The sequence below is a fragment of the Kitasatospora phosalacinea genome (genome assembly GCF_000716545.1).
GTDB classification, from domain to species: domain Bacteria; phylum Actinomycetota; class Actinomycetes; order Streptomycetales; family Streptomycetaceae; genus Kitasatospora; species Kitasatospora phosalacinea.
This window is the reverse complement of sequence record NZ_JNWZ01000069.1, coordinates 18,398-37,154: the sequence shown is the minus strand read 5'-3', so window position 1 is coordinate 37,154 and position 18,757 is coordinate 18,398. Positions and strand designations below refer to the sequence as shown.

The window sequence follows — 18,757 nt, the reverse complement described above, 5'->3', positions numbered from 1 at the left end:
TGTTCTGTCCTGCGAGGTTGGGGACGCGGCTGGCGGGTGGTTGGCCTGCGAGTGCGGTGTGTCCGCGGTGGTGATTGTAGGTGTGGAGCCAGGCGGGGTAGGCGTCTCGGCGTTCTTGTTCGGTGCGGTAGGGCTTGGCGTAGGCCCACTCGTCGAGCAGGGTGCGGTTGAAGCGTTCGACCTTGCCGTTGCTCTGCGGCCGGTAGGGGCGGGTGCGCTTGTGCGCGATCCCGCCAGCCGCGAGGGCGTCGCGCCAGGGGTGGGACTTGTAGCAGGCGCCGTTGTCGGTCATGACCCGTCGGACGGTGATCCCGGCCCGGGCGAAGAACTCGTTCGCCCGGGTCCAGAACGCGGCGGCGGTCTCTTTGCGCTCATCCGCGAGGATCTCGCTGTAGGCCAGGCGGGAGTGGTCGTCGACGGCGTTGTGCAGGTAGCTGTAGCCGACGCCGGAACGTGTTCTGCGACCGGCTTGACGGCCCAGGGCTCTATGGCCGCCCCCGTCGGGGATGTTACCGAGCTTCTTGACGTCGACGTGGACCAACTCCCCTGGTGCGCAGTGTTCGTAGCGTCGTATCGGCCGTCCGGTGGCGCGGTCGAGGTGGGCCAGGCGGGCGAGGCGGTAGCGGGTCAGGACCCGGTGCACGGTGGCGGGGTTGAGCTTCAGCAGGTAGGCGATGCGGGCCGGGCCCCAGCGGCGCAGGACGCGGACCTTGATGATCCGCCGCTCGGTGCGGGTCGGGGTCCGGTTCGGGCTGCGGTGCGGCCGGCTGGAGCGGTCGCTCATGCCGGCGTCGCCGAGCGCGCGGTAGCGGTCGGCCCAGCGTTTGGCGGTGGTGGGTGAGACCTGGAAGCGCTCGGCGGCCCGGCGCAGTGGCCAGCCGTTCTCGCCGGTGCAGATGTCGCAATCCACACCGAGCCAGAAGGCCCTCACTCATTTCAAGATCACCACACCGTGAACCCCGTCACCAACCTCCATGGTCAGAACAGCTAGAGCCGGTCCACTGCCACCTCCTGTCGGTGGATACTGGCGGCCATGCGCGCCGGTCGACTGATCTCGCTGCTCCTGCTCCTGCAGAACCGGGGGCGGATGACGGCCCGCCAGCTCGCCGACGAGCTGGAGGTCTCGGTCCGGACGGTCTACCGGGACGTCGAGGCCCTCGCCACGGCCGGCATCCCGCTGTACGGAGACGCCGGGCACGGCGGCGGCTACCGGCTGCTCGACGGGTACCGCACCCGGCTCACGGGGCTCACGGCCGACGAGGCGCAGGCCGTCTTCCTGGTCGGGCTGCCCGGCCCGGCGGCCGAGCTGGGCCTCGGCGAGGTGCTGGCCGCCGCCCAGCTCAAGCTGCGGGCCGCGCTCCCGGCCGCGCTGCGGGAGCAGGCGGGACGGATCCAGGAGTGTTTTCACCTCGACGCACCCGGCTGGTACGGGAACGCCGACGAGACGCCGCACCTGACGGCCGTCGCCGCCGCGGTCCGGGGCCGGCGCGCGGTGTGGGTCCGCTACCGGCGGTGGAAGGCGCCCACCGAGGTCGAGCGACGGCTGGAACCGTACGGACTGGTCCTCAAGGCCGGCCGCTGGTACCTGGTCGCCGCTGCGGACGGCACCACCGCGCGTACGTACCGGGTCGACCAGATCCTCGAACTGCGGCCCCTGGAGGAGCAGTTCGAGCTACCGTCCGGCTTCGACCTGGCCGCCCACTGGCGGCACCGCCTCGCCGACTTCCACGCGCGGCTGCACACCGCGGAGGCGGTGGTGCGGTTGTCGCCGCGCGGTGTCGCCCGGGTCCGCGGGCAACTGGGCCACGCGGTCGGCCGGGCGGTCGCGGACGGCGGGGTGGTGGAGGCGGACGGCTGGACCAGGGCGGCCGTGCCGATCGAGTCGATCGACCACGCCCACGGCGAGTTCCTGAAGCTGGGCACCGACGTGGAGGTCCTCGAACCCCCCGAACTGCGGGCCCGCCTCGCGGCGACCGCCCGCGAACTCGCCCGCCGTTACGCGCCCCGGGCCCATCGCCGGTGACTGCGCCCGGTGGCCCCGCCCGCCCGGCAGGGGCCGGATCCAGCGGTCCACGACGGGTGCGTCACCCGGGTTCGGGACGCGCCGGACGATTCGAACCCGCCCGTCGCGGGGGAGCGGTGGACCACCGGTACGGGTGGAAGGGACGAGGACCGGACGGCGGCGTCACCGCCGGTCGGCGTCGAGGCCGGTCGGGCGAGGGTCCGGGTCGGAGGGCCCGGGCGAGCACGACGGCCCGCCCCACCGGGCGGAGCCCCAGGCCGAGACCGAGGGGTCGCGTACCGGCCAGACGATCCCGCGCCGGTCGGGCGTCCCCACGGACGGCTCGTCGGCGAGCAGTTCGCTCGCGGTCCTGGTGTTCGCGGGATCGACGGCCTCGGCCATCAGCCGGGCGGCGGCGGCGGCTTCCGTCCGCGGCGGGACGACCAGCAGGGACAGCCGGTGGGGGAGGTGCGAGCGGACCGAGATCGTGTGCCGGTCCTGCACGGCGGTGAACCAGCCCACGTGGACGGTGTGGCCCGCGACCGGGATCCGTCGGGGCACGGCCGACCACTGGGCGGGGTTCACGGTGACCCTGGCGACCCGGCCCCACTGCGCGTCCAGCTCGGCGGCCAGGGCGGGGAGTTCGAAGGGAAGGTCGTGCGAGCGGGGCCACCAGGCCCCGTCCAGGGGTCCGACTCGCGAAGCGGACGGGGCCAGGCGGAACCGCAGGGCGGGTCCGGGAGTGGCGAGCGTCGCGCCGTCGATCACAGTCATGATCAAGGACCTGTCCCCGGGCCCGGCCGAGAGGTCGGGTCCGGCGTCACCGTTCGCCGGAGACGACGCCAGTGTCCGGTGCCGGCATGCGAAGTGCCTTCGGTGGTCTCCAGGCTACTCCCTGCCCTGCTCGACCGGGCCCGGCCGGATCGCTGCGGCCGGAGCGGGGCCCGGTCAGCGCGGTGAGCGGTCCAGCACGGCGAGCGCCCCCAGCGCGTCGCGCAGCCGCGGGCCGAGGTCGACCGGGCCGGCCTCGTGGTGGGCGACGGGGAACGACACCGCCGGCGGCCGGTCCTTCCACCAGTACAGGTGGCGGGCCGCCCGGCGCACGAACACCGTCGCGCCCACCGCGTTGGTGACGAAGACGACCTCCAGCGCGGGGAACCCGGCCGGGTCGCCGGCCGGGTCCTCCAGGTGGAAGACCTGGGTCTGCGGGTCGCGGTGCTCGATGCCCGGCACGGGCGTGTTCAGCAGCTCGGAGCCGGTGAAGCGGTAGCCCTCCGCCAGGAGCGCGTCCATGACCGCCTCGTGCAGCGGGAGCGCCGCCACGTGCAGGAAGTCGAGGTCCCGGACGTCGTCCGAGCCGTAGCCGAGCGTGGTGACCAGCGCCAGGTCGACGCCGGTCGACCGGCCGGTGAGCTCGGTGACGGGGCACCCCCACGGCAGTCGGCCGCGGAAACCCACCCGCCGGTCGGTGCGCCGTTCCACGTCGAACCACACGAGCTCGGGACGGAGCGCGGCCTCCTGGCAGTCGACCGTGCTGCCGTCCCACTCGCGCGCCCTGCTCACCACGTCCAGGTTCAGGTCGTGGATCCGCAGTTTCCGCCAGCCGGCCCGGAACAGCACCTCGCCGTCGACCCGCTGCCCCGGCTGCGGGAGGACGGTGGCGAGCACGGTGTCGATCCGCGGCCCCCGGTCGTCCCCGTCGTCGGCCCCGAACAGCTTCCGCAGCCCCATCGTCCGCCTCCCCCGGCAAAGTTCGGGCAAAGCCTAGCGCCGGACGGGCCGCGGAGACCCGTCGGAGGCGGGAACGTGCCGTCCGGCTATGCTCGCCCCCTGACCGCACCGAGGAGGGGGCTGCCGGTGGCCGAGCGGACGGAGCCCGGGGCGGAGCAGCTCGAACCGCCCGAGGTCGAACTGCTGCTGGACGACTCGGAACTGACCGACCGGTGGATCGCCGGACGGGTGCTGGTCCGAGCCGGCCGCCAGGGCCTGGTCGTGGACGACCTGAAGGTGCAGCTGGTCGCCGACGCCCACAGCCACCGGGGCAAGCGCTTCGAGATGACGATCCACGGGTTCGTCACCGACATCAGCTCCTTCACGCTGGCACCCGGCGAGGAGCGGCAGGCGGGGTTCCGGCGACAGCTGTCCTGGGAGTGCCCGTTCACCGAGTACGACGGCCGCGCCTTCGACTTCGAGGTCGCCGTGCGGGCCTCGCTGCGCACCGACCCGCCCCGCGAGGGCGGCATCCGCCACCGGATCCCCCTGCGGATCCCGCCGACCGCGGCGGTGGGCGCCACCGTCGCGGCCTTCGCCGAGCTCGGCTACGTGGAGCGCTCGGCCCGGGTGATCGACGAGCGCATCCCGGACTCCGAGCAGTACCACCAGGGCCACCAGTCGCTGTTCCTCACCGCCCCCGCGGGGAACGGCCGGGGCCTCCCGCGCCTCGAACTGTCCTTCGTCACCAACCAGGTCGGCACCTTCGTGTACCTGCGCCGGGTCGCACCGGGCAAGTACAAGTGGGAGACCAGGCCGCCGACCGTCACCCTGGCCGTCGCCCACCACGAGGTCGCCCACGCCGACCTGGTCGCCCGGGTGAGCACCGCCCTGGAAGAACTGCGCCTGCTGGACCGGCAGTAGGCCACCGGATCCCGCCGGGAGCGGGCGATTCCATTCCAGTCGGAGGACCGTGCCGCGCACTTCGCCGACGGCGTCCACACCAACGTCAACGACACCGGCACCGGGCCCGACACCGGAACGGACCCGGGCCGATGGGCCGCGGCCGCCGCCCTCCTGCTCACCGTCGGCACCGCCGCCCGGGCATTCGCACCAGCCCCGCGCCGCCGCCGCGAGGGCCACGAGTCCCGGAACCCGGACCGAGATCCGACAGACGCCCTGACCTGTAGTGACGCGGTCTTCCAGTCGCGCGCACTGCCGGCGCCACCTTCCACGCTCCGGAAGCCGGACGCGTGCCCGGTTCAGTCCTCGCCGCGGGGTCGTGCGGTCACCGGAGCCCGGCCTTGGCCTGGACGGCGGCGACGTAGCGGACGGTGAACAGCATCGGGAGGGCGAAGCCGGCGACCTGGACGATCGCGGCGGGCGTCGAGTGGGCGTTGCCGGCGCGAGCGATGACCGCGAGTGCGGCGGCCGTCACGGCGAAGGCCGCGGTCCACACGGCGGTGATGACGACGTTGGTCCGGACGAACGGCTTGAGCCCCCAGACCTCGCGGGGCGTGCTGCGCTTGGCGATGCCCAGGGTGAACGGCTTGCCGATGAGCAGGGAGACGCCGGCGACGAGCGCCAGCACGGCCGAGGACAGGGCCGCCGAGTACTCGTGCACGCCCGAGTCCGGGTCGGCGAAGGCGATCGCCGCCAGGACCGCGAAGAAGGCCGCCGAGCCCAGCTCGATGATCAGCGCGTCGAAGCCCACCCCGGCCGTGCGCTGCTGGACGACCAGCCCCACCGCCACCACCAGGGCGGCCAGTGCTGCCCACTGCCACTGCCCGGACGGAAGCACCGCGAAGACGATCCACGGAAGGAAGGTGCGCACGTACGACATTCGGAAGTCCCCCTCTACATTCCACTTCTGACAGGTCTGAACTTACATATTGCGCTATCGACATGTCAATACTGGAATGTAGGATGGCCGCATGAGCCTTCGACACGCCCTGCTCGGACTGCTGTCCGAGCGCCCGGCCAGCGGATACGACCTGCTCAAGAGCTTCGACACCGCGTTGGCCGACGTCTGGCCGGCCACGCAGAGCCAGATCTACACCGAGCTGTCCAAGCTCGCCGACGCCGGACTGATCAGCGTCACGGCGGAGGGCCCGCGCGGCCGGAAGGAGTACACCCTCACCCACGCGGGTCTGGGCGAGCTGCAGCACTGGCTGACCGAGACGAAGCCGCAGCGGAACACCCGCAGCGACGTCCTGCTACGGGTGTTCTTCCTCGGCGTGCTCACCCCCGAGCAGGCGCGCGACTATCTCGTCGGACTGATCGAGATGTCCGAGCAGGCCGGCGAGCAGCTGCGCGGGCTCGACGACGCCATCGACTGGGGCGGTGACCGGCTGTCCGTCTACGGCAGGATCGCCCTGGAGTACGGCCTGCGGTTCAACGCGATGCGCCGCGAGTGGGCCGAGTGGGCGGTCGGCCGGCTCCCGTAGTGCTGCTCGCAGCCCCGCCCTCGTTCGGGTGGTCGCTTCCCGGACCGGAGCCGGCGGCCCGTCGGCTCCCCCGTCGGCCCCTTGGCCGGCTCCCGCAACGGCGGGAGGGGGCCTTCATCCGCCCTGGCGGGCGGGTGCGGAGGACCCGGGATTCGACCTCGTGAGGGGCTGCCCCCGACACGCCGGGCGCCGTCCGGAACGGTCAGTCGGCGAAGCCCGGGACCACCAGGCCGGACTCGTACGCGATCACCACGGCGTGGGTCCGGTTCTGCGCGCTGAGCTTGGTCAGCACGTTCCCGACGTGGGTCTTGACCGTCTCCAGGCTCACCGTGAGGGACTCCGCGATCTCCGGATTGGAGAGCCCGGTGGCCATCAGGCGCAGCACCTCCTCCTCCCGGCCGGTCAGGGCGGCCCGCGGCAGGGCCTCGGCGGAGCCCAGCGGGCGGGCGGTGACCATGCGGCCCAGCGCGGCCGGAAAGAGGACCGCTTCGCCCGCCGCCACCACCCGGACCGCCTCGGCGATCCGGCGGACCGGGAGGCGCTTGAGGACGAAGCCGCTGGCACCCGCGCTGAGGGCGGCGGTGACGTAGCCGTCGTTCTCGAAGGTGGTGATCATCACGACCTTCGGCGGGTCGGCCGCTTCGGCCAACAGTTGGCGGGTGGCCTCGATGCCGTTGCGACGCGGCATCCGGACGTCCATCAAGACCACGTCCGGCCGCAGGGTCCGCGCCCGTTCGACCGCCTCGACGCCGTCGGCGGCCTCCCCGACCACCGTGATCCCCGGCTGTGCGGCGAGCAGCACGCGCAGGCCGCTGCGGGTCACCTCGTCGTCGTCCGCGATCAGGAGGGTGAGGGCGGGACCGGCGACGGCGGGGAGGGCCGGGCCTCCGCCCGCGTCGGGTCCACTCACGCCGAGACCCGTACCGGCAGCCGGACGGCCAGCCGCCAGTGCTGCGTCCCGTCCGGGCCGGCCTGGAACTCGCCGTGCAGCAGCCGGACGCGCTCGTCCAGTCCGGGCAGACCGCGGCCGGAGGTCGGGAAGGCACCCGGGCCCGTCCGTGCCCCGGTCCGGTTGACCACGGTGAGGTCCAGTCCGTCCGGCGCGGCCACCACCCGGACCTCGATCGGGCCGCCTGTCCCGTGGCGCAGCGCGTTCGTCAGCCCCTCCTGGAGGATCCGGTACGCCGCCCGGGAGAGCGTCCCCTGCACCTGCGCCAGCTCGCCCGACAGGGCCGGTTCCACCACCGCCCCCGCGTGCCGCAGACGGTCCAGCAGCTCGGGGAGGTCGGTCAGGGTCCGGGTCGGCGCCGTCCCCGACCGTTCCTCGCGCAGCACTCCGAGCACGTAGTCCAGGTCCTCCAGCGCGGCCCGGGCCGACTCCTCGATGCTGCGCAGGGCAGCCCGCGCCGCCGCCGGGTCGGCGGAGAGCAACTCGCCCGCCACCGCCGCCTGGACGGTGGCCGCCGTCAGCGTGTGCCCGATCGAGTCGTGCAACTCGTGAGCGATCCGGTTGCGTTCGGCCAGCAGCAGCTCCCGCTCGGCAGCCAGCGCGAGCCGTTCGGCCGCCGACGGGCCCAACAGCCGTGGCGCCGACCACCGGAGGGCCTTCGCCACCAGTACGCAGACGGTCACCGCCAGCAGGACGCACACGGCCGCCACCACCCAGCTCCACCCGCCCGTCACCCGGACCGACGTGCCGAACAGACTCGCCCGCGCCTCGCCGCCGAGCCAATGCCCGGGCAGGGAGAGGCCCATGATGAACAGCACCCCGCTCGCCAGCGCCCCCGTCCACCCGACGGCCACGTGCAGCACCAGCCAGATCGGGGTCCGCCAGCGGTCGAGGCCGAGTGAACCGGAGGGACGGCGACCGGCCACCGGATTCGGCAGCGGCACCCGCAGCAACCGGCGGGCGGACACGACCAGTGCCCGCCGTACGGGACGCGCCAGTCCGACCGCGCCGACCAGCACCGCCCAGACCAGCAGGACCAGGACGACCTGCACGCTCTCGGGAGCGGACCGCCACGACAGCGCCGGCAACAGGGCGAGGGGCAGCAGCGGAAGGCTCGCCAGCGCTCCGCAGTAGGCGAACAGCACACCCGAATACGTGGAGCCGCGCAGCAGCGGCCGGATTCCCCTGATCATGGCCGCCAGTATCGCCGGGCGGCCCACCGGCAGCCTCCCCCGATCGGGGGAGCGATTTCTCCCGCCTTCCCGCGATGCGGCCACGGGGCCCCGGAAACCAGGATCGTGCCCAGACCGAACGATTCCCCAGGAGTTGACCGATGCGCACTCAGACCCGGCAGGGCCTTCGTTCCTCGACCCGGCAGCGGGGCGGCGGGCGGCGACGAGCCGTGACGGCCGCCGCCGCGGTGGCCGTCGGCGTCATGGCGCTGGGCGCCCTCGCCCCGCCCGCCGCCTCCGCCGCCTCCGGTTCCGCCGCCTCCGCCGCCTCCGGTTCCGCCGCCTCCGCCGCCAGGCCGGACGCCGTCCAGCAGGCCCTGGACGCGCTGGTGCGCGACGACGGGATGCCCGCCGCCCTGGCGAGCGTCCGGGACCGGAACGGCCGCACCCGCACCTACACCGCAGGAGTCGGCGACCTGACCACCGGCGCGAAGGTGCCCGGGGACGGCCAGGTGCGGATCGGCAGCAACACCAAGGCGTTCACGGCGGTCGTGGTCCTGCAACTGGTCGGCGAAGGGAAGATCGGCCTCGACGCCACCGTCGACACCTACCTGCCCGGCCTCGTCCGCGGGGAGGGGATCGACGGGCGCCGCATCACCGTCCGCCAGCTCCTCCAGCACACCAGCGGACTCCCCGACTACGGCATCCACCTCGACGACGACGAGATCAGGAACCGGTACTTCGAGCCCCGCGAGCTGCTCGACATCGCCCTCCGGTACGAGGCCGACGCGGCTCCGGGGGAGAAGTGGGGCTACAGCAACACCAACTACGTCCTGGCCGGACTGATCGTCCAGAAGGTCACCGGCCGCCCCCTCGCCGAGGAGATGGACCGGCGCATCATCGAGCGCGTCGGGCTGCGCCACACCTACTTCCCCGCCCCCGGCGAGACGACCGTCCGAGAGCCGCACCCCCAGGGCTACCACCGCAACCCGGTGGACGGACCGCTGCGCGACTTCACGGAGCTGGACCCCTCCGCAGGCTGGGCCGCAGGTCAGTTGATCTCCACCAACTCCGACCTCAACAGCTTCTTCACCGCGCTCCTCGCCGGACGCCTCCTCCCGGCGGCCCAGCTCGCCGAGATGCGCACCACCGTCCCCGCCGGGACCTCGGGCCTCCGCTACGGGCTGGGGCTCACGAGCAGGCCGCTGTCCTGCGGCGGCGTCTACTGGGGCCACGGCGGCGACATCGTGGGGTACGAGACCCGGGGCGGTGTCACCGACGACGGCCGCGCCGCCAACGTCGCGGTCACCACCATCCCGACGGACGAGGCGGCCGCGCAGCACGTGAAGGACGCCGTGGACAGGGCCCTGTGCGGCTGAGGCACGCCGCCCCGCCCCGGCCCGGCCCGGGCGGTCCGAACGAAGATCCAGCGATTCACCGGGAGTTGACTCATGCGTGAACGGACACGGCAAGGACTTCGGCGGCGACGGGCCCTGTCGGCCGCAGCCGCGCTGGCCATCGGCGTCGTGACGCCGGGATTCCTGTCGGCGCCCCAGGCCGCCGCCGCCAGGCCGGATTCCGTCCAGCGGAGCCTGGACGCGCTGGTGCGCGACGTCGGGACGCCCGCCGCGCTGGCGAGCGTCCGGGACCGGAACGGCCGCACCCGCACCTACACCGCAGGAGTCGGGGACCTGGCCACCGGCGCACCGGTGCCCGTCGACGGGCAGGTGCGGATCGGCAGCAACACCAAGACCTTCGTCGCGGTCGTCGTCCTCCAGCTCGTCGCGGAGCGGAGGGTGGACCTGGACGCCTCCGTCGACACCTACCTGCCCGGCCTCGTCCGCGGGGAGGGGATCGACGGGCGCCGCATCACCGTCCGCCGGCTCCTCCAGCAGACCAGCGGACTCCCCGACTACAGCGACTACCTCGGGGACGACGTCCGGTACTACGCCCCCCGCGAACTACTCGCCACAGCCCTCCGGCACCCGGCCGACTTCGCCCCCGGGACGAGTTGGAAGTACAGCAACACCAACTACGTGCTCGCCGGCCTACTCGTCCAGGAGGTCACCGGCCGCCCCCTGGCCGAGGAGATCGACCGGCGCGTCGTCCGACCCGCCGGGTTGCGCCACACCTATTTCCCCGCCCCCGGTGACGCGAGCATCCGGGAACCCCACCCCCACGGCTACTACCGGGAATCGGCGGACGCGCCGCTTCGCGACGTCACGGAGATCGACCCCTCCTGGGGCTGGGCGGCAGGCCAGATGGTCTCCACCGGCTCCGACCTCAACCGCTTCCTCGGCGCACTCCTGGCCGGCCGCCTCCTGCCCCCGGCCCAGCTCACCCAGATGCGCTCCACCGTCCCCGCCGAAGCGACGTTCGGCCCCGGCGCCCGCTACGGACTCGGACTCGTCAGCCGGCCGCTGCCGTGCGGCGGTCTCTCCTGGGGCCACGGCGGCAGCTTCCCGGGGTACGAGACCCGGGGCGGCGTCACCGACGACGGCCGCGCCGCCAACGTCGCGGTCACCGTGCAGCTCACCGACGAGGCGGACCGGAGGAACCTCGAACGCGCCGTGGACACCGCCCTGTGCCGCTGAACCTCGCCGAGGACGTTCCGTGGAGCAGAACGACCGACGGGCCCGACACGACGCCGGGCCCGTCGGTCTCGGGCGCGTGCACGGCCACCACACCGTCACCGCCCACGACGCCGGCCGGGCGGTCCCGGAGGGCCGCCCGGCCGCTCACCTCACGACGGGCCCCCGTGATGACCGACCGAGCGGACCGCCGATGCCGTGGCCGCTCGCACTGACCGCGGCTCTTCGCCGCCCTGGCCGTCGTGCCCACAACTCCGCACGCGCCCGCACGCGCCCGCGCGCGAGCCGCGACGGGTCCGAGAAGTCCGAGGAATCGGTGGTCGGCCCCGCCCGCCCCGTCGGGCGGAGGCGGAGGACACGGGATTCGAACTCGTGAGGGGTTGCCCCCGACGCGCTTTCCCATTCTCCTCAGCACCGTCCGCTGGGGGTTCGCCCCCGTCCTGACCTGCGGCGGAGCGCACAGCTGGCGGCGGCTGAACCTGATTGGACGGGGGTGAATGAGACCAGAACTGAGACCACGCCGCCTATCGCCCGGAGCCGGATCGATCCGCTCCGCTGCCGGCCAGCTGTCCGTGTCTTTGGGATGCCGGGGCGAGGCGTGGACGAGGTGGACGGTCCGGCCCGGCTCGTCGACGAGGTAGCGCACGCGCCCGCCGGTGGTCACCTCGTACTCCCACTGCGGTAGCTCGTCCCCTCCGAGGGCGCGGGTGGCGAGGCGGCCTCGGAGCCGGTGCTGCCGACCGGGGTCACCCGCGGACAGGGGATTGGTGCGGAGGGCCTCGAAGCAGCGCCGAGTGTTCCCCGGCGCCTCCGTGCAGAGGTCGCCCCATCCCTTGGCTGCTTCGTTGGTGGCGAGGCGCAGTCGCCACTCGTCGCCGACCGGTGGCGGTGGGACGTCGTCTCCGCGCTTGGGGCTCATGGGGCGGGCACCTCGCCGTGGTCATCGCCGGGGAGCGGTTCGGTGAGCCGGGCGCTCAGTTCGGGGTCCGCCAGGATCCTCGCGGTTGCCCGCCACTCGACGATCACACGGTGCAGGTTGGCGTGGACGTCCAACTCCACCACATCGCGGGTGGCGTTCACGAGGTCGACGACGAACTCGCGCACCTCCTCGGCCGACAGGTGCCGGGTCCAGGGGAAGACCTCGGGAAGGGCGAGGAGGACCGCGCGCACACCCTCGTCGCTGGTGATCAGGGCTGCGAACAGGCGCGCGGTGACATCCGCGGTCTCCTCGCGCTGACGGTCGTGACGTTCGGTGGTGAGGTACAGGTCCTCGCCATCACGACGGGTGACGTGGACGCGCTGCGCCTGCTCGACGGTGTCCGCGACGCGCTTCGAGTTCTTCGACAGGTCGGAGAACGACACGGTGAGAGTGGACATGCGGCCACGCTACTTCGGAATACGTTCCGAAGTCAATCCCCCTGGATCGATCATGCGTTCGGGTGAATGGCGTTTTTGGTGTGCAGGCTTCGTTGCTGTTGCCACAGAGGGCAGGGGTGTGGATCAGGATGCTCGGTGGATCTCAGAGTCATGGAGTACTGCCGTTGGACGGGACGCCTGCACGCTGTGGGCCGCTGCTGGCGTGGGTGAGGGCTTGGCGGGAGCTTCGCCTGCTGTTCGAGGATCGGCCTGCGGAAACGACGGAGGCCCGGGCCGTTGAGTGGACCGGGGCTTCGAGCGAGGCGGAGGAAGCGAGAGCCGAACTCGTGAGGAGCGCTCCTCATGCGCGTCCAACTCTTCTCGAGCCTCCGTCCTGGCCCCGTTCAACGCGGCGCGTGCGCCGTCGGAGTCTCGGCATTTCTCCTGCGGGACCAAGCCGTTGCCGCCACCATGGACGGATCTTCACAGGAGGCCCACATGACCATCGCGCTTTCCAAAGGGGCGAACGCGCTCCTGGCCGGTCCCCACTGCCGGGTGACCGTCGTCGCTTCCGGTCTGCCCGTCGATGTTTCCGCAGTCCTCCTCGGACTCGATGGCAAGGTCCGCAGCGACCACGACCTGGTGTTCTACAACCACCCGTTCCAAGACGGCGTCACCGCGGCTGGCACCACTGTCATGGCGGACCTCGACCGTGTCCCCTCCTCGGTGGAACGTGTCGCGGTGGTGGTCAGTGTCGACGCCGACTGCCCCCGGGGACGCTTCGACGCGGAGAACACACCGAGCGCCGGCGTCGAGTGCGGTTCCTCGCGTTTCGTATTCGCTCCGCCGCCGATGAACAGCGGAGAGACCGTCGCGGTTCTCGTCGAACTCTACCGACGCGAGGGTGCGTGGAAAGTTCGAGCGGTCGGGCAGGGGTGGTCCAGCGGGCTGGCCGGTCTGGCAGCTGATTTCGGCATCATGGTGGACGAGCCCGGACCTACGGCCGCCCCTTCGACGGAGCCCGTGCCGCTGTCAGCGGCGGAGGGGAGTGCGTCCCCGCCACGCCTCCCAGCCGACTCGACGCCTCCCATCGGTCCGTCGCAGGCGTCCGGACACGTCCTGTCTACCTCAAGGCCGGACGCGTCCGCCCTTCTCCGTCCCTCCAAGCCCCTCGGCAAGGTCACTCTCGCCAAGGGGGGCCATGCCAAGATCGACATGCGCAAGGACGATCCGCACCTCGTCGTCACCGCCAGCCTGGAGTGGGACGGCGGCAGTAAGGCTCGGCGCCGAGCCGGCGCGGACCTGGACCTGTACGCCCTCTACGTTCCCCGCGACGCCGTCACTCCCAAGGGCCCGCGACCGACCAGGTCCGAGCGGGTCGTTTACTACCGGCAACTCGGCTCTTCGGCCGAACCCCCGTACATCGCTCTCGACGGCGACGCTCGCAACCCCGGGCGGGAGACCATCGCCATTCGTAGGCCCGACCTCCAGGGCTACGTCCTCATCTGCGCCTATAGCGCGGTCGAGAACGGCACCGGCTCCTTCAGGTCCTACGGGGCCCGTGCCGTTGTCACTGACGGGCGCGGATCCACCGTCACCGCCCCGCTGTACAACAACCGGAACCTGTCCTACTGGGTCGCCATCGCCCTCATCGACTTCACCGTCCCCGACGGTGTCGAGATTCGTCACGTGGAGAAGTACAGCGGGAATCACCAGGAGGCCCGCCCCATGCTGTACTCCAACGGCAACTTCCGGATGAGCTCCGGGCCGGTCGAGTTCAAGACCAAGTGAACTGTGAGCGGTCCCGTCGCCGTCGCACAGACGGAGGGGCATGACCCGGCGGTCCTGCCCCTCCACGGTCGGCGCCTCAAGGAGCAAGCCTGTGAACGCCGAAGGCCCGGACCGCAGTTGCGGTCCGGGCCTTCGATCAGGCGGAGGATACGAGATTCGAACTCGTGAGGGGTTGCCCCCAACACGCTTTCCAAGCGTGCGCCCTAGGCCTCTAGGCGAATCCTCCGTGGGAGAGCTTAGTACATGTCGAGGGGTGGTTGCGACCACGCTCTCGCAGGTGGGCGGTGGGGGTGGCCTGGGGATCGGAGATTGGGGTGGGTGGGGGGAGTGGGGCCCGGGATCCGCTACTCTTGGGGCAGCCCCTCGTGTGGCGCCATCTCGCTGAACCCCCCCAGGGCCGGAAGGCAGCAAGGGTAGGAGAGCTCTGGCGGGTGCACGAGGGGTCCTTGCGTTTCGTGGGGGGCCTCGGTGGGTGGGCGGCCGCGTTTGTCGGTTGGTCCCGATATCTTCGGGGGTGTGTCCCTAGCCCTGTACCGCCGCTACCGCCCCGAGACCTTCGCGGAGGTCATCGGGCAGGAGCACGTGACCTCCCCGCTCCAGCAGGCCCTGCGCAACAACCGGGTCAACCACGCGTACCTGTTCAGCGGGCCGCGCGGGTGCGGGAAGACGACGAGCGCCCGCATCCTCGCCCGCTGCCTGAACTGCGAGCGGGGGCCGACCCCGGATCCGTGCGGTGAGTGCCAGTCCTGCCAGGACTTGGCGACCGGCGGCCCCGGCTCGATCGACGTGATCGAGATCGACGCCGCCTCGCACGGTGGTGTGGACGACGCGCGCGAGCTGCGCGAGCGGGCCTTCTTCGCGCCGGTGCACAGCCGGTACAAGATCTTCATCCTGGACGAGGCGCACATGGTGACCTCGGCCGGCTTCAACGCGCTGCTGAAGGTGGTCGAGGAGCCGCCGGAGCACCTGAAGTTCATCTTCGCAACCACCGAGCCGGAGAAGGTGATCGGGACGATCAGGTCCCGCACGCACCACTACCCGTTCCGGCTGGTGCCGCCCGGCACGCTGCGCGACTACCTGGCGCAGGTCTGCGGCCGGGAGGGCATCCAGGTCGAGGACACGGTGTTCCCGCTGGTGGTGCGGTCCGGCGCCGGGTCGGTGCGTGACTCGATGTCGGTGATGGACCAGCTGCTGGCGGGTGCCGGCGAGGCCGGCGTGACGTACCAGATGGCGACGGCGCTGCTGGGGTACACCGACGCGGCCCTGCTGGACGAGGTGGTGGACGCCTTCGCCGCGCAGGACGGCGCGACGGTGTTCCAGGTGATCGACCGGGTGGTCGAGGGCGGGCACGACCCGCGCCGGTTCGTGACGGACCTGCTGGAGCGGCTGCGCGACCTGGTGATCCTGGCCACCGTGCCGGACGCGGGGGAGAAGGGCCTGATCGACGCCCCGGCCGACCGGATCGCGGTGATGCAGGCGCAGGCCGACCGCTTCGGCCCGGCCGAGCTGAGCCGCGCGGCGGACTTGGTGAACACCGGTCTGACCGAGATGCGCGGGAACGCCGCGCCCCGGCTGCAGTTGGAGCTGATCTGCGCCCGGGTGATGCTGCCCGGCGCGTACGGGGACGAGCTGTCGGTGCAGGCCCGGCTGGACAAGCTGGAGCGGCGGGCGACGGCGGGCGGTTTCGCCGCACCGGTCGCGTTCCAGCCCGTGGCACCGCCGCAGCAAGCGGCCCAGGCCCAGGTCCAGCCGCAGGTCCAGGCCCCGGCCCCGGCCGTACCGGAGACGCAGGCCGCACCGCCGGCCCCCGCGCCCGCCCCCGCGCCCGCGCCTGCTCAGCCCTCCGCGCAGTCGGCGCCCGCCGCCCCGACCGGTTCGACTCCGGGCGCCTGGCCGATCCCGCGCAGCTTCCCGCCCGGCGGCCAGCAGCCCCCGGCCGCGGCCGCTCCGGAAGCCCCGGCCCAGGCCCCGACGCCGCCCGTCCCTGCACCCGCCCCCGCGCCCGTCGTCCAGCCCCCCGTCGTCCAGCCCTCCGTCGGCGCGCAGCCCTCGGCGGCGGCGCAGCAGGGCGCGGGGCAGATCCGGCAGATGTGGCCGCAGATCCTGGAGGCGGTGAAGAACCGCCGCCGGTTCACCTGGATCCTGCTGAGCCAGAACGGCCAGGTGGCCGGGTTCGACGGCAGCACGCTGCAGGTGTCGTTCGTGAACGCGGGCGCCCGGGACAGCTTCGTCGGCAGCCACAGCGACGAGGTGCTGCGACAGGCGCTGGCGGACGCGCTGGGCGTGGACTGGCGGGTGGAGTGCATCGTCGACCCGTCGGGCGCGACGCACCCGCCGTCGGCGCAGTCCGCGCCGCCGTCCGCCCCCGCGGCCGGCGGCTGGGGAGCCCCGCAGGCCCCCCGCCCCGCCGCGCCGCCCGTGCAGCCGCAGCCGGCCCCGGTGCCCGCCCCGGCCCCCGTGCAGCAGGCGCCCGCCCCGGTGCCCGCGCCCGCTCCGGTGCGGCCGCAGCAACAGCCGCAACAGCCGCAGCAGCCTCCGCAGGCCCCGCCCGCGGTGGCGCCGGAGGACGACGTCCCGGAGGAGGACGACCCGGACTTGAACGAGGACGTCTTCTCCGCCCAGGAGCTGATCGTCCGCGAGCTGGGTGCGACGGTGCTGGAGGAGATCCACCACCGTCCGGGCTGAGCCGCCGGGCCGGCCCGGACGGGTTCCCCCGCTGATGGCTGACCGCTCCCGGCTGACGGGTGCGGCTCCCGCAGCTGACACGGGGCTGACGGGCGGCCGCGTAGGCTCGGGGGCGGGGTGCCGGTGCGGGCGGTTTCGGCCGGGCGGGCCGGTGCCCGGAGTGTCGTGGAGTGTCGAAGGAGCGAGGAGAGACCCGTGTTCCCTGGTGGCCAGCCGAACATGCAGCAGCTGTTGAAGCAGGCGCAGAAGATGCAGGAGGAGCTTGGCCGGGCCCAGAAGGAGCTGGCCGAGACGAAGGTGTCCGGTTCCGCGGGCGGCGGCCTGGTGGAGGCGACGGTGACGGGCTCGGGCGAGCTGGTCGCGCTGACCATCGCCCCGGCGGCGGTCGACCCGGAGGACACCGAGACCCTGGCGGACCTGGTGCTGGCCGCGGTGCGGGACGCCAACGCGGCGGCCCAGAAGCTGCAGGCCGAGCGGATGGGCCCGCTGACCCAGGGCCTGGGCGGTGGCGCCGGCATCCCCGGCCTCCCGTTCTGACCCACCCCCGGCCCGCCTCGGCCCGCCCGGCCCGCACCGGCCCACCGGCCCGCGCCGAGCGGTACGACGGTGTGCACGCCCCGTGCGGAGCGCGGAACCCCGGGTAACGGGTTGTGTGTTTTATGGGCCGGTAGGGCGTCGGGCGGTGTGTCCGACGCCCGATTCGTTGGATGATGGCACCGGAGCGGACTCCGGTACGGCACCGGAGCGGACTCCGGCCGAAGGAAGGCGTGGCAGGTGTACGAAGGCGTGGTGCAGGACTTGATCGACGAACTGGGCAGGCTGCCCGGAGTCGGTCCGAAGAGCGCCCAGCGGATCGCCTTCCACATCCTGCAGTCCGATCCGGTGGACGTGCGCCGGCTGGCGCACGCACTGCAGCAGGTGAAGGAGAAGGTCCGGTTCTGCGCGGTCTGCGGCAACGTCGCGGAGTCCGAGCAGTGCCGGGTCTGCCTGGACCCCCGCCGCGACCTCGCGGTCATCTGCGTGGTGGAGGAGCCCAAGGACGTGGTGGCGATCGAGCGGACGCGCGAGTTCCGCGGCCGCTACCACGTGCTGGGCGGGGCGATCAGCCCGATCGAGGGGGTCGGTCCGGACGACCTGCGGATCCGCGAGCTGATGACCCGGCTCGCGGACGGCACGGTCACCGAGCTGATCCTGGCCACCGACCCCAACCTGGAGGGGGAGGCGACCGCGACCTACCTGGCCCGGCTCTGCAAGCCGATGGGCCTCAAGGTCACCCGGCTGGCGAGCGGGCTGCCCGTCGGCGGGGACTTGGAGTACGCCGACGAGGTCACCCTCGGCCGGGCGTTCGAAGGGAGACGACTGCTCGATGTCTGACCGAACCGACACCACTGAACTGCCGGGCCCGCTGGGCCACACCGGCGCCCCGGACGACTTCGCGGTGCAGATCGCCGACTCGGTGGGGAGCTTCGTGCTGGCCGTCACCGAGGTGGCCAAGGGCGACGAGCCGGGCAGCGCGATCTCGCTGCTGCTGCTGGAGGTCTCGCAGCTGCTGCTGGCGGGCGGCCGGCTGGGCGCGATCGAGGACGTACTGCCGGAGGACCGCTTCGAGCCGGACACCGGGCCGGAGCCGGACGGGGTGGAGCTGCGCGAGCGGCTCGCCGAGCTGCTGGCGCCGATCGACGTCTACCACGAGGTGTTCGACCCGTACGGTCCGCCGGAGAAGCCGAGCGCTTTCCGGATCTCGGACGACCTGGCGGGGGTGGTCAGCGAGCTCAACCACGGGCTGACGCACTACCGCGAGGGCCGGATCTCGGAGGCGCTGTGGTGGTGGCAGTTCTCGTACCTGTCCAACTGGGGCTCGACCTGCACGGCGGTGCTGCGCGCGCTGCAGTCGCTGATCGCGCACGTGCGGCTGGACTCGCCGCTGGGCGCGGTGCCGGACGGGGCGGACACCGACGACGACGGGCTGACGGACGAGCAGTTGGAGCAGCAGGCGGGCGACCTGATGGCGGCCGAGCTCGGCCTGTAGGGGCCGGCCCGCGGACCGCTCCGCT

General features: G+C 72.8%; 17 protein-coding genes, 1 tRNA gene and 1 other RNA gene. 11 read left to right on the top strand and 8 right to left on the bottom strand.

The annotated features are described in order from the left end of the window. The coding region (locus OO48_RS27880) for an IS481 family transposase (protein ID WP_051732946.1) at positions 1-931 on the bottom strand (931 nt) is incomplete at its 3' end. Positions 932-1,033: 102 nt separating this feature from the next. Here OO48_RS27880 and OO48_RS27875 point away from each other — a divergent pair. Continuing rightward, positions 1,034-2,023, top strand: coding sequence for a helix-turn-helix transcriptional regulator (locus OO48_RS27875; protein ID WP_033221158.1), 990 nt, complete (start codon positions 1,034-1,036; stop codon positions 2,021-2,023). 162 nt (positions 2,024-2,185) lie between these two features. On the opposite strand, the gene OO48_RS27870 is transcribed toward OO48_RS27875, so the two are convergent. After that, a complete protein-coding gene (locus OO48_RS27870; protein ID WP_157845553.1) occupies positions 2,186-2,776 on the bottom strand; it encodes a DUF5994 family protein in 591 nt (196 codons plus the stop codon). 174 nt (positions 2,777-2,950) lie between these two features. After that, complete coding sequence (locus OO48_RS27865; RefSeq protein WP_033221156.1) at positions 2,951-3,733, bottom strand: sporulation protein; 783 nt, start codon at positions 3,731-3,733, stop codon at positions 2,951-2,953. Between the two features lie 126 nt (positions 3,734-3,859). On the opposite strand from OO48_RS27865, the gene OO48_RS27860 reads away from it, so the two are divergent. Next, the gene (locus OO48_RS27860; RefSeq protein ID WP_033221154.1) at positions 3,860-4,636 is read left to right on the top strand and encodes a sporulation protein; all 777 of its coding nucleotides are present in this window, start codon (positions 3,860-3,862) and stop codon (positions 4,634-4,636) included. Between the two features lie 364 nt (positions 4,637-5,000). Here the strand turns inward: OO48_RS27860 and OO48_RS27855 are convergent, their stop codons facing one another. Then, positions 5,001-5,555, bottom strand: coding sequence for a hypothetical protein (locus tag OO48_RS27855; protein WP_033221152.1), 555 nt, complete (start codon positions 5,553-5,555; stop codon positions 5,001-5,003). 91 nt (positions 5,556-5,646) lie between these two features. Between OO48_RS27855 and OO48_RS27850 the strand changes: the two genes are divergently transcribed. Continuing rightward, entirely contained in the window at positions 5,647-6,159 is a 513-nt protein-coding gene (locus tag OO48_RS27850) for a PadR family transcriptional regulator (protein ID WP_033221150.1), read from the top strand. A gap of 202 nt (positions 6,160-6,361) precedes the next feature. Here OO48_RS27850 and OO48_RS27845 read toward each other — a convergent pair whose 3' ends face one another. Continuing rightward, positions 6,362-7,069, bottom strand: a complete 708-nt coding sequence (locus tag OO48_RS27845; protein ID WP_033221148.1) for a response regulator transcription factor — start codon at positions 7,067-7,069, stop codon at positions 6,362-6,364. Then, complete coding sequence (locus OO48_RS27840; protein ID WP_033221174.1) at positions 7,066-8,301, bottom strand: sensor histidine kinase; 1,236 nt, start codon at positions 8,299-8,301, stop codon at positions 7,066-7,068. The genes OO48_RS27845 and OO48_RS27840 overlap by 4 nt, the downstream gene beginning before the upstream one ends. A gap of 140 nt (positions 8,302-8,441) precedes the next feature. Here OO48_RS27840 and OO48_RS27835 point away from each other — a divergent pair, with 140 nt between their 5' ends. Continuing rightward, positions 8,442-9,659 carry a serine hydrolase domain-containing protein gene (locus tag OO48_RS27835; RefSeq protein ID WP_245194829.1) on the top strand — a complete coding sequence of 406 codons (1,218 nt, stop codon included), beginning with the start codon at positions 8,442-8,444 and terminating at the stop codon, positions 9,657-9,659. 72 nt (positions 9,660-9,731) lie between these two features. Beyond that, on the top strand, positions 9,732-10,874 hold the full coding sequence (locus OO48_RS27830) for a serine hydrolase domain-containing protein (RefSeq protein WP_033221144.1): 1,143 nt from the start codon (positions 9,732-9,734) through the stop codon (positions 10,872-10,874). Positions 10,875-11,786: 912 nt separating this feature from the next. Here the strand turns inward: OO48_RS27830 and OO48_RS27825 are convergent. Continuing rightward, on the bottom strand, positions 11,787-12,248 hold the full coding sequence (locus tag OO48_RS27825; protein WP_033221142.1) for a hypothetical protein: 462 nt from the start codon (positions 12,246-12,248) through the stop codon (positions 11,787-11,789). A 477-nt stretch (positions 12,249-12,725) separates the two neighbouring features. On the opposite strand from OO48_RS27825, the gene OO48_RS27820 reads away from it, so the two are divergent. Continuing rightward, positions 12,726-14,018: a TerD family protein gene (locus OO48_RS27820; RefSeq protein ID WP_033221172.1), complete on the top strand. Its 1,293-nt coding sequence runs from the start codon at positions 12,726-12,728 to the stop codon at positions 14,016-14,018. Positions 14,019-14,159: 141 nt separating this feature from the next. Here OO48_RS27820 and OO48_RS27815 read toward each other — a convergent pair. Beyond that, a tRNA-Ser gene (locus OO48_RS27815) sits at positions 14,160-14,244 on the bottom strand. Positions 14,245-14,372: 128 nt separating this feature from the next. On the opposite strand from OO48_RS27815, the gene ffs reads away from it, so the two are divergent. From ffs to OO48_RS27795, 5 genes are all read left to right on the top strand, one after another. Further along, positions 14,373-14,469, top strand: an RNA gene (gene ffs, locus OO48_RS35785) — signal recognition particle sRNA small type. 65 nt (positions 14,470-14,534) lie between these two features. Further along, positions 14,535-16,703 carry a DNA polymerase III subunit gamma and tau gene (locus OO48_RS27810; protein WP_033221140.1) on the top strand — a complete coding sequence of 723 codons (2,169 nt, stop codon included), beginning with the start codon at positions 14,535-14,537 and terminating at the stop codon, positions 16,701-16,703. A gap of 219 nt (positions 16,704-16,922) precedes the next feature. After that, on the top strand, positions 16,923-17,240 hold the full coding sequence (locus tag OO48_RS27805) for a YbaB/EbfC family nucleoid-associated protein (RefSeq protein ID WP_033221138.1): 318 nt from the start codon (positions 16,923-16,925) through the stop codon (positions 17,238-17,240). A 237-nt stretch (positions 17,241-17,477) separates the two neighbouring features. Further along, a complete protein-coding gene (recR, locus tag OO48_RS27800) occupies positions 17,478-18,077 on the top strand; it encodes a recombination mediator RecR (RefSeq protein ID WP_033221137.1) in 600 nt (199 codons plus the stop codon). Beyond that, positions 18,070-18,732 carry a DUF5063 domain-containing protein gene (locus tag OO48_RS27795; RefSeq protein WP_033221136.1) on the top strand — a complete coding sequence of 221 codons (663 nt, stop codon included), beginning with the start codon at positions 18,070-18,072 and terminating at the stop codon, positions 18,730-18,732. Before recR ends, OO48_RS27795 begins: the two co-directional genes overlap by 8 nt. Positions 18,733-18,757 lie beyond the last annotated feature (25 nt).

What these genes read in the sequence shown, in the direction of transcription:
- OO48_RS27875 (WP_033221158.1), top strand. Translation starts at nt 1,034, where the DNA reads ATGCGCGCCGGTCGACTGATCTCGCTGCTCCTGCTCCTGCAGAACCGG.
- OO48_RS27805 (WP_033221138.1), top strand. Translation starts at nt 16,923, where the DNA reads ATGCAGCAGCTGTTGAAGCAGGCGCAGAAGATGCAGGAGGAGCTTGGC.
- OO48_RS27835 (WP_245194829.1), top strand. Translation starts at nt 8,442, where the DNA reads ATGCGCACTCAGACCCGGCAGGGCCTTCGTTCCTCGACCCGGCAGCGG.
- OO48_RS27855 (WP_033221152.1), bottom strand. Translation starts at nt 5,555, where the DNA reads ATGTCGTACGTGCGCACCTTCCTTCCGTGGATCGTCTTCGCGGTGCTT.
- OO48_RS27825 (WP_033221142.1), bottom strand. Translation starts at nt 12,248, where the DNA reads ATGTCCACTCTCACCGTGTCGTTCTCCGACCTGTCGAAGAACTCGAAG.
- OO48_RS27865 (WP_033221156.1), bottom strand. Translation starts at nt 3,733, where the DNA reads ATGGGGCTGCGGAAGCTGTTCGGGGCCGACGACGGGGACGACCGGGGG.
- OO48_RS27840 (WP_033221174.1), bottom strand. Translation starts at nt 8,301, where the DNA reads ATGATCAGGGGAATCCGGCCGCTGCTGCGCGGCTCCACGTATTCGGGT.
- OO48_RS27870 (WP_157845553.1), bottom strand. Translation starts at nt 2,776, where the DNA reads ATGACTGTGATCGACGGCGCGACGCTCGCCACTCCCGGACCCGCCCTG.
- OO48_RS27820 (WP_033221172.1), top strand. Translation starts at nt 12,726, where the DNA reads ATGACCATCGCGCTTTCCAAAGGGGCGAACGCGCTCCTGGCCGGTCCC.
- OO48_RS27850 (WP_033221150.1), top strand. Translation starts at nt 5,647, where the DNA reads ATGAGCCTTCGACACGCCCTGCTCGGACTGCTGTCCGAGCGCCCGGCC.
- OO48_RS27830 (WP_033221144.1), top strand. Translation starts at nt 9,732, where the DNA reads ATGCGTGAACGGACACGGCAAGGACTTCGGCGGCGACGGGCCCTGTCG.
- OO48_RS27795 (WP_033221136.1), top strand. Translation starts at nt 18,070, where the DNA reads ATGTCTGACCGAACCGACACCACTGAACTGCCGGGCCCGCTGGGCCAC.